Here is a 15,557-nt window from a genome sequence, read left to right on the forward strand (position 1 = left end):
GGGTACCCAGGGACTTGCCGACATGCTGCCTCCTTGCTGGCGGTCGGTCCGGTGCGCGCGCGTGGCGCCGCAACCGGGGCATCCGTTGCCGCCTCGGTGTTGCGTGATGTCTTGCAGGCCCCTGCGGACGGGGGCCGCCTGTCTCAGTCGCTCAGTAGCCGCGCAGCGTGGCCCAGCGGTCGAGCTGCCAGTTCGAGTCGCCCAGCCATTCCTGCGCGGTGCGGGCGCGCTTCATGAAGAAGCCGATATCGAATTCGTCGGTCATGCCGATGCCGCCGTGCATCTGCACGCCCTCCTGCACCGCCAGCGTGGCGGTATCGCCGGCCTTGGCCTTGGCCATGCAGACCAGGGGCTCGGGGCCGTCGGCATCGCCTTCTTCGAGCCGCTGCTGGCAACGCAGCACGGCGGCGCGCGCCAGTTCGATCTCGGCAAAAAGATGTGCGGCGCGGTGCTGCAGGGCCTGGAATTCGCCGATGGCCTTGCCGAACTGCCTGCGCTCCTTCAGGTAGGCCAGCGTACGCGCGAAGCTGGCATCGGCAATGCCGAGCAGCTCGGACGACAGCACCGCGCGGGCGATGTCGAGCACGCGCTCCAGCATATGCGCACCGGAGCCCTGGCGGCCCAGCAGCGCATCGGCCGGCACCCTGGCGCCGTCGAAAGTGATGCGCGCGGCATTGGTGGCATCGGCCAGCACGCAGCGCTCTACCTGTACGCCGGCATGGCCGCGCGGGACCAGGAACAACGAGACGCCGTCGCTCGCGCCGGCAGCGCCGGTGCGCGCGGCGACCACCAGCGTGTCGGCCACATGGCCATCGACCACGAAGACCTTGGTGCCGTCGAGCACATAGCCCCCGGCATCGCGCCGCGCCTGCGTGGCAATGCGCTCGGGCCGGTGCCTGGCGGTTTCGTCCAGCGCCAGCGCCACCAGGTGCCGGCCCGCGGCGATTTCCGGCAGCAACGCGCCACGCTGGCCGTCGCTGCCGTACCGGCCGATCAGCGCAGCGCCCAGCACGGCGGTGGACAGGAAGGGCAGCGGCGCCAGCGTGGTGCCGATCGCTTCGGCGATCACGCCGGCCTCGACCGCGCCGAGGCCGCTGCCGCCGTACGCCTCGTCGATCATCACCCCGGCGAAGCCAAGCGCGGCGCAGCCCTGCCACAGCTCGCGCGAGAAGCCAACGGGGTCGCGGTTGTCGCGCAGCGTGCGCAGCGCGGAGATCGGGGCGTTCTCTTGCAGGAACGTCATGGCGCTGTCGCGCAACATCTCCTGCGTGTCGGTCAGTACGATGGGCATGGCGGCGTGCGGCAGGTGTGGGGTGGTGGAGGGTTGCGCGGCAATTCAGGCGGCAATTCAGGCGCCGGGCAGGCCGAGCAGGCGCTTGGCGACGATATTGAGCTGGACCTCGCTGGTGCCGCCCTCGATCGAATTCGCCTTGGTGCGCAGCCATGCCCGCGCCAGCGCACCGTCCTGGCTGCGCGCGCCTTCCCACTCCAGCGCATCGGTGCCGCCGGCCGACATCAGCAGCTCATAGCGCCGCTTGTTCAGTTCCGCGCCGTAGTACTTCAGCACGGAAGAGAACGCGGCCATGCCTTCGCCTTGCCGCGCCAGGTCGCGGGCGCGCTCGCCGGCCGCGGCGAAGGCGGCCTCGTCGACCTCGAAGCGCGCGATCTGCGCGCGCAGCATCGGGTCGTCGAGCCGATGGCGCTCGTCCACGCCGATGACCTTCGCGGCATGGCGCCCCAGCGGCTGGCGGAAACCGCGGCTGCCGATCGCGCTGATCATCTCGCGCTCGTGCGTCAGCAGGTACTTGGCGATGTTCCAACCGCCGTTGAGCTCGCCGACCAGCTGGTCGCGCGGCACCTTCACGTCGTCGAAGAAGGTCTCGCAGAACGGTGACTTGCCGGAGATCAGCACGATCGGGCGGGTGGAGACGCCCGGCGACGCCATGTCGAACAGCAGGAAGCTGATGCCGGTGTGCTTCTGCGCCGCGAAATCGGTGCGCACCAGGCAGAAGATCCAGTCGGCCTGGTCGGCATACGAGGTCCAGATCTTCTGGCCGTTGACGACAAAATGATCGCCGCGGTCTTCGGCGCGTGTCTGCAGCGCGGCCAGGTCGGAGCCGGCGTTGGGTTCGGAATATCCCTGGCACCAGCGGATCTCGCCGCGGGCGATCTTCGGAAGATGCTCCTGCTTCTGCGCCTCGGTGCCATATTTCAGCAGCGCAGGCCCAAGCATGGAGATGCCGAAGCTCTGCAGCGGCACGCGGCAGTTCAGCCGCTGCATCTCGGCGCGCAGCACCCGTGCCTCGGCCGCGCTCAGTCCGGCGCCGCCATACTCGCGCGGCCATTCCGGCACGGTCCAGCCCTGTGCGGCCATCCGTTGCAGCCAAAGCCGCTGCGCTTCAGACCGGTAGCGGAACTTGCGGCCGCCCCAGCAGATGTCTTCCTCGTCCTGCGTCGGCAGGCGCATCTCGGGTGGGCAATTGGCCTCCAGCCAGGCACGTGCCTGCTGCCGGAACGTTTCCAGTGCGTCCAAGCTCGTCTCCTTGTTGTGCGCCTGTGGGCCCCCGTCCTGCGCTGGTGCCCGGCGGCGGGCAGGATCAGGGGCACTGCAACAGCAGTCTTACTTTTCGAAAAAGGTCGACGGCCACGCAGCGGCAGGAACTTTTATACAAGCGACATCTGGCATCGTCAATACTCCAGAACCTAAGGCGGACAGCAGCGAGCTGTCATCCGGAGCCGGACGGAAACGCCGGGATTGAATGTCTGCAGCCGCCGCCAAGGCTTGGCCGGACTAGTGCGGTGCAGCAAAAAAGCCTGCAAGTATGCGGAATTTTCATGGCTTGTATGGTTGAAACGGTAGGGCCTGCACCGCATTGCCGCAGTCCCGGCCGGGATTGCCCGATGGCCGCCGCTGCTGGCCTGCCGTTTCGATTGCCGGGTTTCGAAACCATGCCACTTCGCCGCTCTCAAAAAAAGAACGCCTGTGCTAGCATTCTTCGAATCCATACCGAAAACACGAAAAAGTATCCGGCGTCGCACTGGGACCGGATCCATAGGGGGACGACGTGACGACGCAGGCCGGCATGAGCGGGGCGCTGCTGGGCGAAGCCGCGGAGGTGGAGCAGCAACGGGCCGAACAGCATTTCCGCGACCATGTCGACCGCCACCTGGCGCGCAATGCGAAGGCATTCCTGCTCCACGGCATGCTGGGCATGACCGGCTTCCGGCTGGTGACCGCGCCCACCTTCGTGCCGGCCTACCTGTACCTGTTGTCCGGCTCGAAACTCACAGTCGGGCTCGTGCTCGCCGCGCAATATGCCGGCATGGCCGCCTCGTCGATCTGGGGTGCGACGCTGGTCGAGCATCGCCAGCGTGTGATGCCGCTGATCTACGTGGTCGGCTGGCTGGTGCGCGGCCAGATCCTGGGGCTGGCGCTGTCGGCGCTGTGGCTGAGCGGGCGCGGCGCGCTGGTGGCCGCGGCATTGTTCCTGCTGCTGTTCGGGCTGCTCAATGGCGTGCAGAACGTCAGCTTCAACTATCTGACTTCCAAGATCATCCCGCTGGCTCGGCGCGGGCGGCTGACGGCGCTGCGCAATTTCTTCGGCGGCCTCACCGCGGCGGCGGTGGCCTGGATGGGCGGGCGCTACCTGGTCGGCAACGACGTGTTCGGCAACGGCTATGCCGCCACTTTCCTGGCTGCCTTCGTGCTGACCAGCCTTGGGATCTCGGCGCTGGCGGGCATGCGCGAACCGGCGCTGCACGACGTGCGCATGCGCGCCGGCTTCGGCCGGCGCGTGCGCGAACTGCCGGCGCTGCTGGCGGCCGACCGGGATTTCGTGCGCTTCTTCGTGGCGCGGGCACTGGTGGCGCTGGGGATGATGGCGATGCCGTTCTATGCGATCTACGCCGGCCGGCTGCTGGGACTGGATGGCGCCACGCTCGGGTACCTGAGCCTGGCCTACCTGCTGGCGCAGACGGGCAGCAACCTCGCCTGGGGCCGCGTCGCGGACAGGCATGGCTACCGGGTGGTGTTCCTGGCCAGCATCGCCACGTGGATCGCCGCCACGGCATGGCTGCTGGCGTGCGCCACGCTGCCGGGCTTCCTGCTGGCGTTCTGCGGCCTGGGCGCGGGCTTCGGCGGCTTCTTTATCTCGGCGGACAACCTGGTGATGGAATTCGGCGCACGCAAGGACCGGCCGATGCTGCTCGCGGTATCCGACACGGCCACGTTCGGCATGATGGCCGTCGGGCCGGTGATCGGCGGGCTGCTGGCGCAGTCGGTGCACTTCCCGCTGGTCTTCGTCGCTGCCATCGCGGTCAAGCTGGCCGCCTTCGTGCTGGCACTTCGCATTGCCGATCCGCGCTCGCGCCGGACCGGATCCGAGCGCGCTGTCGCACACGCCGATGATGTCGCGGGCCTGCAGGACTGAGGCATCCATGGCCGGGCGATCCCGCTATTTCGTTTCTCCCCGAACGTAAAAGGAGCTTGCATGACCGCCATCAACGCAGTCACCAGCCTGGCCGTGGACGGCAATATCGCCGTGCTGACCGTCGACTCGCCCCCCGTCAACGCGCTGTCCGCCGCCGTGCGCGCTGGCATCCTGCAGGGGGTCGAGCGATGCATCGCCGATCCGGCGGTGCAGGGCATCGTTCTGGCCTGTGCCGGCAAGACCTTCATTGCCGGTGCCGATATCACCGAGTTCGGCAAGCCGTTCGTGCCGCCCGGGCTGCCCGAGGTGCAGGCGGCCATCGAAAACAGCGCCAAGCCGGTGGTCGCCGCCATCCATGGCACCGCGCTCGGCGGCGGACTGGAGGTGGCGCTGGTGTGCCATTACCGCATTGCCGCGCGCAGTGCGAAATGCGGCCTGCCCGAAGTGCACCTCGGGCTGTTGCCGGGCGCCGGCGGCACGCAGCGGTTGCCCCGGCTGGTCGGCGTGGAAAGGGCGCTGGAGATGGTCGCCTATGGCACGCATGTGCCGGCGCCCGAAGCGGCCGAGACAGGCCTGCTCGATGCGCTCGCCGACGATGCCACGCTGCGCGCGGATGCCATCGCCTTTGCGCGCCTGATCGTTGAAGAGAAGCGGCCGCTGCGCAAGGTGCGCGACCTTGACGACAAGATCGCACCGGCGCGCGGCAATGGCGAACTGTTCGCCGCCTTCCGCAAGGCCAACGCGCGCCGTTTCCGCGGCTTCGAGGCGCCCGAGGCCAATATCCGATGCATCGAGGCCGCGGTCGGACTGCCCTTTGACGAAGGCCTGCGCCGCGAGCGCGAACTGTTCCAGGGACTGATGGCAGGATCCCAGTCGGCGGCGCAGCGCTACGTCTTCCTCGCCTCGCGCCAGGTGTGGAACGTGCCCGACATCGGCGCCGATGTGCCGTCGATCCCTGTGGCCAGGGTCGGCATCGTTGGCGCAGGCACCATGGGCGGCGGCATCGCGATGAATTTCCTCAACGCCGGCATGCCCGTCACCATCGTCGAAACCTCGCAGCAGGCGCTCGAGCGCGGACTGCGCACCATCCGCGCGAACTACGACAACACCATGAAGAAGGGGCGCCTCAGCGCCGCCGATGTCGAGGCGCGCATGGCGTTGCTGACGCCCACGCTGGACCTGCAACAGCTGGCCGACGCCGACCTCGTGATCGAAGCCGTGTTCGAGAACATGGAAGTCAAGCAGGCGCTGTTCGGCCAGCTCGACCGCATCGTCAAACGTGGCGCCATCCTGGCCACCAATACCTCGGCGCTGGACGTCGACGAGATCGCCGCGGCCACGTCGCGCCCCGAGTCCGTGATCGGGCTGCATTTCTTCTCGCCAGCCAATGTGATGAAGCTGCTCGAAGTGGTGCGCGGCGACAAGACCGCAAAGTCCGTGGTCCGGACCTCGATGGAGCTGGCCCGCAAGATCGGCAAGGTCGCGGCACTGGTCGGCGTGTGCCCTGGCTTCGTCGGCAACCGGATGCTGGCGCAGCGGCAGCGCGAGGCGCAACGCCTGGCGCTGGAGGGGGCGCTGCCCTGGGACATCGACCGCGTGCTGTATGACTTCGGCTTCCCGATGGGCCCATTCGCGATGAGCGACCTGGCGGGACTGGACCTGGGCTGGGTGCGCGAGCGTTCGACCAGCTCGACGCTGCGCGAGATCCTTTGCGAAATGGACCGGCGCGGCCAGAAGACCGGCGCGGGCTATTACGACTACGACGCGCAGCGCAACGCGCGGCCGTCGCCGGTGGTGGAGCAGGTGATCCGCGACTTCGCCGCGCGCCAGGGGCGTACCCGCCGCGCGGTATCCGACCAGGAAATCCTGGAGCGCTGCATTCTCCCAATGATCAACGAAGGCGCAAAGATCCTGCAGGAAGGCAAGGCGTTGAGGGCGTCAGATGTCGATGTCATCTGGACCAACGGTTATGGCTGGCCGGTGTACCGGGGCGGCCCGATGTTCTATGCCGACACCACAGGGCTCGACAAGGTGGTGCGGACATTGCAGCAGTACGAGGAAACGCACGGCGAGGAGTTCCGGCCCGCGCCGTTGCTGGCAGACCTGGCGGCGCGCGGCAAGCGGTTTGCCGATCTGAAGTAGGCAGCGGGGCGCGACACGGCACTGCTGCGGCGCAGCGCTGGCACATGCAGGCACCCGCCCGCGCCCTCACGCCAGCGCCGCCAAGCCGGCCTCCCGCTCAAACTCGACGCAGTTCCTGCCGTTGTTCTTGGCCGCGTAGAGCACGTTGTCCGCGCGCATCAGCAGCGCTTCCAGGTGTTCGCCGGGCCGCAGCGTGGCCACGCCGAAGCTGGCGGTGACGTTGCGCATGCCCGGCAGCGCCTCCATGCTGGTCTGCTCCAGCGTCTGGCGCAGTCGCTCGGCGAGCTGCAGCGCCGCGTCGTGCGGGGTGTCGGGCAACAGCACGACGAATTCCTCGCCGCCCAGGCGCGCGGCGATATCGCGGCGGCGAATGCCCGCGGCGATGATGCGGCCGACCTGCGTCAGCACCGCATCGCCCGCGCTGTGGCCGTAGTTGTCGTTGATGAACTTGAAGTAGTCCAGGTCGCACAGCAGTACGCTCAGCTTCTCGCCGGGGCGCGGCGGGATCTGGTGCGCCGCCAGCGCTTCGAGGCTGCGGCGCGTGTGCAGCTGGGTCAGCGGATCGGTATCGCGTTCATGGCGCAGGTCGTCGATCACGTCCTGCGCGGTCGCCGCCAGCAGCGCCAGCGCCAGCGTGAGCAGCAGCAAGGTCAGCGTGGCCTGCAGCCAGAGCCAGTAGGCGGTGCGCGGCAGCACGGCGGGGTCCTGCAGGCCGGGCGGCGCCGCCGTCAGCAGCGTGCGCGGCAGGAACTGGAGCGCGAACACCACGAACACCCAGAACAGCACGCGGTCCACGGTGCGGCCGGTGCGCAAGGGGGCCAGCGGCGCAAGCGCCGGCAGCAGGATCAGCGCGACGCCGACGTTCAGGATGTAGACGCGGGCGAGCAGGCTCGGCTGGACCAGGTCGAACCACGCCAGCATGCCGAACAAGGCGAGCGGCAGCGCCACCGCCGCACAGCGGTCGGGGCGCGCGCCGATGCGCGCCAGCATGGCGTGCAGCAGCAGCACGGCACTGCCCAGGTAGAGCGCGCCGATGATCGTGGCGGGGCCACCCGCGTCGCGCGGCGGCAGCAGGACTTGCATGCCGATCGCCGCGGCGTACAGCAGGTAGCAGGCGCTCGCCTGCAGCAGGTGGGACCGCGCGCGCTCGTGGTGCCATGCGAACAGGAAGCAGAGCGCAAGCAGCAAGGCAATGGCGGGATTGACCAGTGCCAGGAATCGACCGGCATCGTGCAACACGAAAGAGTCCCCTGTCTTGGTGTTCTCTGGCAGGGATGAAACCCGCGTGCAAAGCCGCCTCAAAGCTCGTTAAGGCGCGTAAGCCAGGGAACATGGAAAGCGGCATGCGCCCGCACGCGCGCTGTGTCGCGCCGTCGAAGGGGCCCGCAGTGCGGCGCGCAGCCAGAGAACTGGACGGCAACCGCTCGTAACAAATTGTTTCTGTGCAGGCATTCTAGACACCGGTGGCGCCAGCGGCGCCCCCCCAATGGGGGCCTGCCAGGCAAACAATTGTGAACAACCAGCCCCGCGGCGTGCCGGCATTGCCGTGCGCGTCCGAAGGGGCCTCGCGCCGCGAAGCGCCCGCTTGCCGGCATTTGTGACTAATCTGGTAGATGCTGTCGGATCCTCCGGCAGTTCGGTTTTCCCGTACGCAAGGAGATCACGATGAAGACCAAGAAAGCGATGCCAGTGCTGTTGCTGGCGGCAAGCGTGCTGGCGGCGCCGTTCGCGATGGCGCAGGGCGGTGCCAGGTCGTCCAGGCCGATGACCGATCCCATGGCGGCGTCCGCGCCGGCGGCGCAGAGCTCACCGTATGTGCAGGTGCAGCAGTGGAAGAAGGGCGACCGGCTGCCCACCGAGTTCCGGGACCGCCAGTATGTGATCGACGACTACAAGCAGTACAACCTGCCGGCGCCGCGCAAGGGTACGCGCTGGGTCGGGATCGGCGCGGAATATTACCTGGTGGCGCCCAACGGCGTGATCCAGCAGGTCGGGTCAGGCTCCTGAGGCCGTTCCCGCATCCGCGGAAAAAATGAAAAACCGCCACGCCTGGACGCGTGGCGGTTTTGTCTTGCAGCGGGCACCGGCTGTCAGATGCCCAGGATTTTCTTCGCCTCGAGCAGCGACTTCATCGATTCATCATGCTTGCCGGCCTTGTGATAGGCCTCGCCGTCGGCGCGCAGCCTGGAGACCTTGGCGGCGTCTTCGGGCGAGAGCGCCGGCTTGGTCGACAGCTTGGCGTCGATGGCTTTCATCTCGTTGGGACAGTTGTGGGCGAATGCCATGCCGGTGGCGCCGCACAGCACGATGGCCGTGACGATGGGAAGGAACTTGCGCACAGTGGCCTCCACGCAGAGCGGTTGGAGTCTTCAGCATAGTGCATGGCCCCCGCCGTCGCCGGCACGCCGGCCGATGCCGACAGGGCCGGATTCCGGCGGCGCAGGACATAACCCCCTTGAAGGGGTAAATCGCGATTATTTGTTTCTTTCCTGAACGCTGCCGCGCCGGTCGTCCACGGGTCATCCCATTCGCAATTCATCCTTTATTCAACCGTTTGGGCGAAGCCAGCGCCGGCGCCGGATGCGGGCGCTCCGATGGCATTTTCCCGCATTTTCACGGGTATTTCCGCAAGCCGGCCCGGCTGCCGGGCATGGCCATGCCGCGGCATTTTTGCTGTTTGCGCTGGCGCTTCAGGGTTGAAACAGCCCATGCCAATGCCCGATTTATCGCAGTCGCTTCGCTTTCTAGATTGGAGCTACCCGGCATCGCACCGGGAATTCCATCGATGAAAACCGGGGGGCTTCCACCATGCAACATCTCGACCTGAAACGCGCGGCGATTCCGCTCGCCTGCCTTGCCATGCTGCTCGCCGGTTGCGGCGGCGGCGGTGGCGATTCCAACACCGCCGGGGCTGGCCCGGCGGCCAGCGTGCCCGGACCTGCGGGCGCCAATGGCAAGACCATCCTGTCCGGCACCAATGCGCCGACCGCGGACATGGGCACGGATGGCGATTTCTACCTCAATGTCTCCAGCTCGACGCTCCACGGCCCCAAGGCCGGCGGGGAGTGGCCCGCCGGCGTGTCGCTGGTCGGCCCGCAGGGCGTGGCCGGGGCGCCGGGCGCGACGCTGCTGCATGGCGCGGCCGATCCGACCGCCGCCGACGGCGGGGTGGGCAGCTTCTACCTGAATACCACCACCAATACGCTGTTCGGCCCGAAGACGGCCGAAGGATGGCCCGCCGGGATCTCGGTGGTCGGCCTGACCGGCCCGGTCGGGCCCGCAGGGCCTGCCGGAGAGACAGGCGGGCAGGGCGAGAAGGGCGAGAAGGGAGAAAAGGGCGACCCCGGCGACCCAGGCGATCCGGGCCCGCAAGGCGAGACCGGCGAGAAAGGTGAGCCGGGCGAGCCCGGCAAGGGCGGCGCCGTCTATACCGCCAACTTCGCCGTCACGGCCCCGCCGGGCGGCGTCGGCACCTATGTCATGACCGGTTCCGGGCTGACGCTGCAGAGTACCGACCCGTACTTCGGCGCGGTGATGCCGGTGGCCTGCGAGGGCGGCTTCACGCTGACCGCGATCCTGGCGGGCGAGGTGCCGTCCCACGCGCAGTACACGGTCACGGCGCACCGGGTGGCGAGCGGCACGGCGCTGGACCAGGTCAGCGTACAGCCCATCACCGACGCGACCCAATGCGTGCTCGACAACGACACGCGCAGCTGCTCCGCGCCGGCCACCACGCCGGTGGCGGCCAACGACGTGGTCCAGGTGCAGGTCAGCGGCAACAAGGCCTTCAACTGGAACGGCGGGCTGTACGTGAACCTGTCGTGCAAGCCCTGCGACTGAACCACGGCCCCGCACCGCGCCCTGCCTGACAGCGCGGCCGCCAGGCCGCCCAGACCCTCTGCCAGGGCCGCCGGCGCACGACGCGCGCGGGCCACGTAGCGCGTCCTGGTTTTCTCCCACGCCCTCTGGTGTTATTTTGGAGGGCGTCATTTTTTTGCCCGGCCTGATCCGTATCATCCCGATTGCACCGACGCCATACGGGAGCGCCCCCGCGCATGGAAACCTCCGCCGAACATTATTCGCTGGCCCTGCTGTGCGCCGCCGTGCTGACCGTGACCGTGGTCGGCATCCACTACGAGGCGCTGCGCCTGCTGTCCGCGATGCACCCGCGGCGCTGGAGCGGGCGCATGAATATCGGCGTGCTGATCGTCTGCATCATCCTGGTCCATTGCCTCGAGGCGCTGCTGTTCGCCGCGGGCTTCTGGTTCGCCGACCGCGTGCTGGGCCTGGGCGGACTGGTCGGCGTGGCGGTGCCAGGCGTCGACGCCTCCGGCGTGCGCGCGCAGCCGGGCGCGCTGCTCTATGCCTATTTCGCCCTGGAAACCTTTACCACGCAGAGCCTGGGCGATATCGTTCCGGTGGGCGCCACCCGCCTGATCGCCAGTATCGAGCCGCTGGTCGGCCTGATCCTGATCGGCTGGTCGACCTCGTTCACCTACGTCATGATGCGCCGCGACTGGGAACTGGAAGACGAAGGCGGCAAGCATCGCCGCGGCTAACGTCTGGCGCCATCGTTCCGGCTTTCCTCTGCGCCGCTGCGCATTGGGTCTGTACTCAAACCAGGAGCCGCCCGCCGCGGCCAACAACAAAAAGGGGATAAACGGACATGGCAAGACTGGTAATGATTTTGCTGGGCGTGGACTACCTGCGCACGCGCTGGCGCGGCCTGTTGTGGCTGGGATGCGCCAGCGTGCTGCTGGGCATCGTGCTGTTTGTCGATGCACTGGACAACGCCATCTACTTCCCGATGACGCCGTTCGCGGTGGTGCTGCTGCTCGAAGGACTGGCCACGCTGGTGGTGGCGCGCAGCGGCATCGGCGGGCAGCGCACGCTGCGCCAGGTCAAGGGCGCGGCGTTCTGCCTTGCCGCGGTGCTGATCCTGGCCGGCCACCATCACGGCCACTTCCTGCTGTCGATGATCTTCGCCACGCTGTTCCTGGCCGACGGCGTGCTGCAGATCGTGTCGGCGCGGGTGGTGCGCTTTCGCACCTGGCGCCTGGCGATGGCCGTCGGCGTGTTCGAGATCGTGGTCGCGATCTTCTTCTACCAGCCGTACCCTACCCACTACGTCGGCACCGTGCCGTATTGCCTGGGCCTGGGACTGATCTTCGGCGGCTGGAACCTGCTGCTGCTGGCGTCGCGCCTGCGCCGGCTGGACCATAACCCCGGCATGGACCCGGCCGATGGGGCGCAGGAGAATGCCGCGCAGGCTTCCGACGCCGCCGGCGACGCGCCCGAACTGACCCTGTGGGACGGCCCGCCGGGGCCCGGCGAGCATGCGCTGACGGTGCACGTGTGGACCCCGGTCGGCTCCGCGCGCGGCGAGGCGCGCCGCCAGCCGCTGGTGGACCGCTATATCGCCGCGGTGGACCGCGACGGCGTTATCTCCACCGGCCATGCCGCGCTGGAATCGCCCGAGGGCATCTACATCAGTCTGTACCCGGCCGAAGAGATCGACCGCTCGCCTGCCGACTTCACCCGCATCCTGCGCGCCACCCGCGAGAACGACGTGCCAGGCAAGTTCCAGCCGGACTACCCGACCGAGGCGCGCGCCTGGTGCCCGTCGACGGTACAGGTGCGCATCCGCAACTACGATCCCGGGCGCCTGCGCCGCTTCTGGGACGCGTATCGCCAGGACACCACCTACAACCTGACCTACCGCAATTGCTCCAGCACGGTCTCGCACGCGCTGGAAGCGGCGCTGGAAGGCGCTTCGGCCCGGGTCTGGCGCCAGGCCAGGGGCTGGCGGCCGCTGTGGCGCTTGCTGGCCACGCCCGAGCTATGGGTGGCGGCGCAGATCCGCAAGCGCGCCAAAACCATGGCGTGGACTCCCGGCCTGACGCTGGATTACGCGCGCGCGCTCAGCATGCTGGCCGATCCGCGGCCGTCCGGGTGGGCCAGCATGACCCGCATGGCGCTGGGGCAGATGCGGCGCCAGCGCCAGGACTGGCGCCACGCGGCGCAGGCCGGCGCGGGACGCAGCCACGCCGCCAATGCCGCCAATGCCGCCAATGCCGCCAATGCCGCCAATGCCGCCAATGCCGCCAATGCCGGCAACGCAAATAGTGCCAGGCCGGGCGCGAACGATTAAGCTCGCGGTGTTTGCCTGAACCCGTCGAGCCAGAGGAGACCATGCATCATGCCGAGACCCCAGCGAACCCTGATCCGTATTGCCGCCATTGCCGCCCTGGCGGTGGCGTGCGGCGCGCATGCGCAGCGGCAGGACCAGGGCGGCGCCGCCGCTGCGATCAATGAAGCCGTGCAGCAAGGCACCACCCCTTACCGTCCCGACCCGTCCGCGACGCCGGGCAGCATCCAGTCGGACGAATGCCGCGCGCTGGCCGAGCAGATCGCGCAGGCACCCAAGCGCGAATACCGCGCCACCCAGCCGTCCATCGAGACCGCGCAGGGCCGCAAGCTCCCTGAACTGGAGCGCGACCGGCCGAAGAAGTCGCTGCAGCAGGCGTACCGGGAGAAGTGCACGTAAGCCGCACGGGGTTCGCTGCAGCAGGCCATAGCTGACAATACATAGCGCGGGCGGCCTACAGCCGCCCGTTGCCTTTTCCGCCTTCCCTTCCTTCGCCCGTTCCGGGCCCGCCTTTTCCCTACACAGATCGTTCGCCATGCACCGGTGCGGCGCAGGCCGCCCCATGGCCATGCACCCACCTGCCGCCAGGCCCGCCTGTTTCACCGTGCCGGGGAAAATACAACTGTTTCATGGTTATCCATGATGGAACACTTGTTGCTATTTGCCTAGCATTCCGAAACGCTATCCAAGGAGCCCTGATATGAAAGCAGCACGAGTGACCTGGCCGCGCAGTTCCCGGCGCCCGCTTGCGGCGCCGCTAGCCGCCGCCGTACTGGCGTTATGCGCAGGCGCGGCCGGTGCCGCCGACGTGGCGGCCAGCCCTACGCTCAGCAAGGTCAAGTCGTCGGGCACGATCGTCATCGGCCACCGCACCTCGTCGATTCCGTTTTCGTACTACGACAGCAACCAGAAGGTGATCGGCTTCTCGCAGGACATCTGCGACCGTGTCGTCGATGCGGTCAAGCGCGAGACCGGTGTGCCCGGCCTGCAGGTGCGCATGGTGCCGGTGACCTCGCAGAACCGGATCTCGCTGGTGCAGAACGGCACCGTCGACCTGGAATGCGGCGTCACCACCAACCTGAAGTCGCGCCAGCAGCAGGTAGCGTTCTCGACCACCTTCTTCGTTGCGGGCACGCGCTTGCTGGTAAAGAAAGGCAGCCTGGTGCGCGACTTCACCGACCTGTCCGGCAAGGCGGTGGTGACCAACGCGGGTACCACCTCCGAGCGCATCCTGCGCCGGCTCAATGACGAGAAGCAGGCCAATATCACCATCCAGAGCGCCAAGGACTATGGCGAGTCCTTCCTGATCCTGCAGTCCGGGCGGGTGGCGGCATTCATGATGGACGACGTGCTGTTGTCCGGCGCGCGCACGCTCGCGGCCAATCCCGCGGAGTGGGCGGTGGTGGGCACACCGCAGTCATTCGAGGCCTACGCGTTCATGATGCGCAAGGACGATCCCGGCTTCAAGCAGGTGGTCGACGGCGCCATCACCGGGCTGATCCGCAGCGGCGAGATCAACAGGCTCTACGCCAGGTGGTTTGCCGCGCCGGTGCCGCCCAAGCATGTGAACTTCGAGCTGCCGATGAGCGAGCCGCTGAAGAAGGCCTACGCCAACCCCAACGACCAGGCATTCGACTAAGCGCGGCGGGCCGGCTCAGCCGCGTCCGGCGGTCACATACGCCCCGGTCCGGTGCAGTTCGCCCTCGGCCTGCTCCAGCGCGCGGATCGCGCCCTTGCCCTTGCGCGCCAGCAGTTGTTCGACCAGCGCCTCGACCACGGCCACGCCGGCCGTGATCGACGGGAAGAACGACGGGCTTTCCACGGAGAACAGCAGTGTGCAGTCCGCCGCCAGCGCGATCGGCGCCACCGTGCTGTCGGTCAGCGCGATCACCTTGCAGCCGCATGCGCGCGCGGCCTCGGCCACGCGGATGCTTTCCTGCGAGTACGGGGCGAAGCTGACCACCACCACCGCATCCTTGGGCGCCAGGCCGCGCAACTCCATCTCCAGCGTGCCGGCATCGGCGCGGATCAGGTGGACGGTGCTGCGGAACAGCCGGTAGACATAGTGGAAGGTGAACGCGATCGGGAAGCACGAGCGAAAACCGGCCACATGCACGCAGGCCGCGTGCGACAGCAGCTCGGCCGCCTGCGGCAGCGTCTTCTCGTTGCTGGCGGCGATCCGGTCCAGGTTCTGGTGCTGCGCTTCAAGCATCTCGCCCAGCATGCGTCCGGCGCTGCTTTCGCGCACTACCTTGCGCGCACGGCGTGCATACGGCTGGGTGCCGCCGCGCAGCGCGTCGACGAACAGCTCGCGCATGGCCTGCCAGCCCTCGAAGCCCAGATGCTGCGACAGCCGCACCAGCGTGGCCGGCTGCACCCCTGCGCTGGCCGCGATCTTGCGCATCGACAGCACCGGCACGTCCTGCGGATGGTCGAGCAGGTAGCGGGCGCCGCCCTGGAATTGCGTGCTGAGCGTGGGGAAGCTGCTGCGCAGCAGCGCCAGCAGGGCGTCCAGGTCCTGCGGCGGCGCTTGCGGCGATGGGGTTAGGCTGTCGGGCGGCATGGGCATTCCGGATTCGGTCTTTGTAACGATTGTTGCACAGGTGCGCCCGTCCGCGTGCCGCGCCGGTGTGGGGGCTGGCGGGGTTAACGTCGCGCGCGGGCCGAAGCTGTATGCCCGGGATGCGGCCGGCCTGCGCGACTGTCTGTTCGCTACAACGCCGACCCGTCGGCATCGCAATTTCCTTACCCGCTTAACAGATCGTCACTTACACTCCGCGCCATAACCTCCGGAAATAGGTCGTCCGGAACATAATGAGTATCGGAGCGCGAGCATG

The 15,557-nt window shown here is 68.0% G+C and carries 13 protein-coding genes; 8 read left to right on the forward strand and 5 right to left on the reverse strand.

Annotation, left to right across the window (positions count from 1 at the left end; genetic code table 11):
- Positions 1–151: 151 nt before the first annotated feature.
- Together CBM2594_RS03105 and CBM2594_RS03110 are read right to left on the reverse strand one after the other, a co-directional pair.
- Complete coding sequence (locus CBM2594_RS03105) at positions 152–1,291, reverse strand: acyl-CoA dehydrogenase family protein (protein ID WP_116355553.1); 1,140 nt, start codon at positions 1,289–1,291, stop codon at positions 152–154.
- 57 nt (positions 1,292–1,348) lie between these two features.
- Positions 1,349–2,533: an acyl-CoA dehydrogenase family protein gene (locus CBM2594_RS03110; RefSeq protein WP_116355554.1), complete on the reverse strand. Its 1,185-nt coding sequence runs from the start codon at positions 2,531–2,533 to the stop codon at positions 1,349–1,351.
- Between the two features lie 532 nt (positions 2,534–3,065).
- Between CBM2594_RS03110 and CBM2594_RS03115 the strand changes: the two genes are divergently transcribed.
- Both CBM2594_RS03115 and CBM2594_RS03120 read left to right on the forward strand, forming a co-directional pair.
- The gene (locus CBM2594_RS03115) at positions 3,066–4,430 is read left to right on the forward strand and encodes an MFS transporter (protein WP_232346550.1); all 1,365 of its coding nucleotides are present in this window, start codon (positions 3,066–3,068) and stop codon (positions 4,428–4,430) included.
- 60 nt (positions 4,431–4,490) lie between these two features.
- Positions 4,491–6,572 (forward strand): 3-hydroxyacyl-CoA dehydrogenase NAD-binding domain-containing protein, encoded by a 2,082-nt coding sequence (locus CBM2594_RS03120; protein WP_116355556.1) that lies wholly within the window; start codon positions 4,491–4,493, stop codon positions 6,570–6,572.
- A 66-nt stretch (positions 6,573–6,638) separates the two neighbouring features.
- Here the strand turns inward: CBM2594_RS03120 and CBM2594_RS03125 are convergent, their stop codons facing one another.
- The gene (locus tag CBM2594_RS03125; protein WP_116355557.1) at positions 6,639–7,811 is read right to left on the reverse strand and encodes a GGDEF domain-containing protein; all 1,173 of its coding nucleotides are present in this window, start codon (positions 7,809–7,811) and stop codon (positions 6,639–6,641) included.
- 426 nt (positions 7,812–8,237) lie between these two features.
- On the opposite strand from CBM2594_RS03125, the gene CBM2594_RS03130 reads away from it, so the two are divergent.
- Positions 8,238–8,579 carry an RcnB family protein gene (locus CBM2594_RS03130; protein WP_116355558.1) on the forward strand — a complete coding sequence of 114 codons (342 nt, stop codon included), beginning with the start codon at positions 8,238–8,240 and terminating at the stop codon, positions 8,577–8,579.
- Positions 8,580–8,662: 83 nt separating this feature from the next.
- Here the strand turns inward: CBM2594_RS03130 and CBM2594_RS03135 are convergent, their stop codons facing one another.
- A complete protein-coding gene (locus CBM2594_RS03135; RefSeq protein ID WP_116355559.1) occupies positions 8,663–8,911 on the reverse strand; it encodes a hypothetical protein in 249 nt (82 codons plus the stop codon).
- 469 nt (positions 8,912–9,380) lie between these two features.
- Here CBM2594_RS03135 and CBM2594_RS03140 point away from each other — a divergent pair, with 469 nt between their 5' ends.
- The 5 genes from CBM2594_RS03140 to CBM2594_RS03160 all read left to right on the forward strand — a co-directional run bounded on the left by CBM2594_RS03140 (position 9,381) and on the right by CBM2594_RS03160 (position 14,359).
- Entirely contained in the window at positions 9,381–10,412 is a 1,032-nt protein-coding gene (locus CBM2594_RS03140) for a collagen-like protein (protein WP_116355560.1), read from the forward strand.
- Positions 10,413–10,627: 215 nt separating this feature from the next.
- On the forward strand, positions 10,628–11,131 hold the full coding sequence (locus CBM2594_RS03145; protein ID WP_116355561.1) for a two pore domain potassium channel family protein: 504 nt from the start codon (positions 10,628–10,630) through the stop codon (positions 11,129–11,131).
- Positions 11,132–11,238: 107 nt separating this feature from the next.
- A complete protein-coding gene (locus tag CBM2594_RS03150) occupies positions 11,239–12,723 on the forward strand; it encodes an HdeD family acid-resistance protein (protein ID WP_116355562.1) in 1,485 nt (494 codons plus the stop codon).
- Positions 12,724–12,771: 48 nt separating this feature from the next.
- A complete protein-coding gene (locus tag CBM2594_RS03155; protein WP_116355563.1) occupies positions 12,772–13,119 on the forward strand; it encodes a hypothetical protein in 348 nt (115 codons plus the stop codon).
- 301 nt (positions 13,120–13,420) lie between these two features.
- Positions 13,421–14,359 (forward strand): glutamate/aspartate ABC transporter substrate-binding protein, encoded by a 939-nt coding sequence (locus CBM2594_RS03160; RefSeq protein WP_198048088.1) that lies wholly within the window; start codon positions 13,421–13,423, stop codon positions 14,357–14,359.
- A 15-nt stretch (positions 14,360–14,374) separates the two neighbouring features.
- On the opposite strand, the gene CBM2594_RS03165 is transcribed toward CBM2594_RS03160, so the two are convergent.
- Positions 14,375–15,283, reverse strand: a complete 909-nt coding sequence (locus CBM2594_RS03165) for a MurR/RpiR family transcriptional regulator (protein ID WP_116355564.1) — start codon at positions 15,281–15,283, stop codon at positions 14,375–14,377.
- Positions 15,284–15,557: the final 274 nt, after the last annotated feature.

Source organism: Cupriavidus taiwanensis, from assembly GCF_900249755.1.
In the GTDB taxonomy this organism is placed as follows: Bacteria; Pseudomonadota; Gammaproteobacteria; order Burkholderiales; family Burkholderiaceae; genus Cupriavidus; species Cupriavidus taiwanensis_D.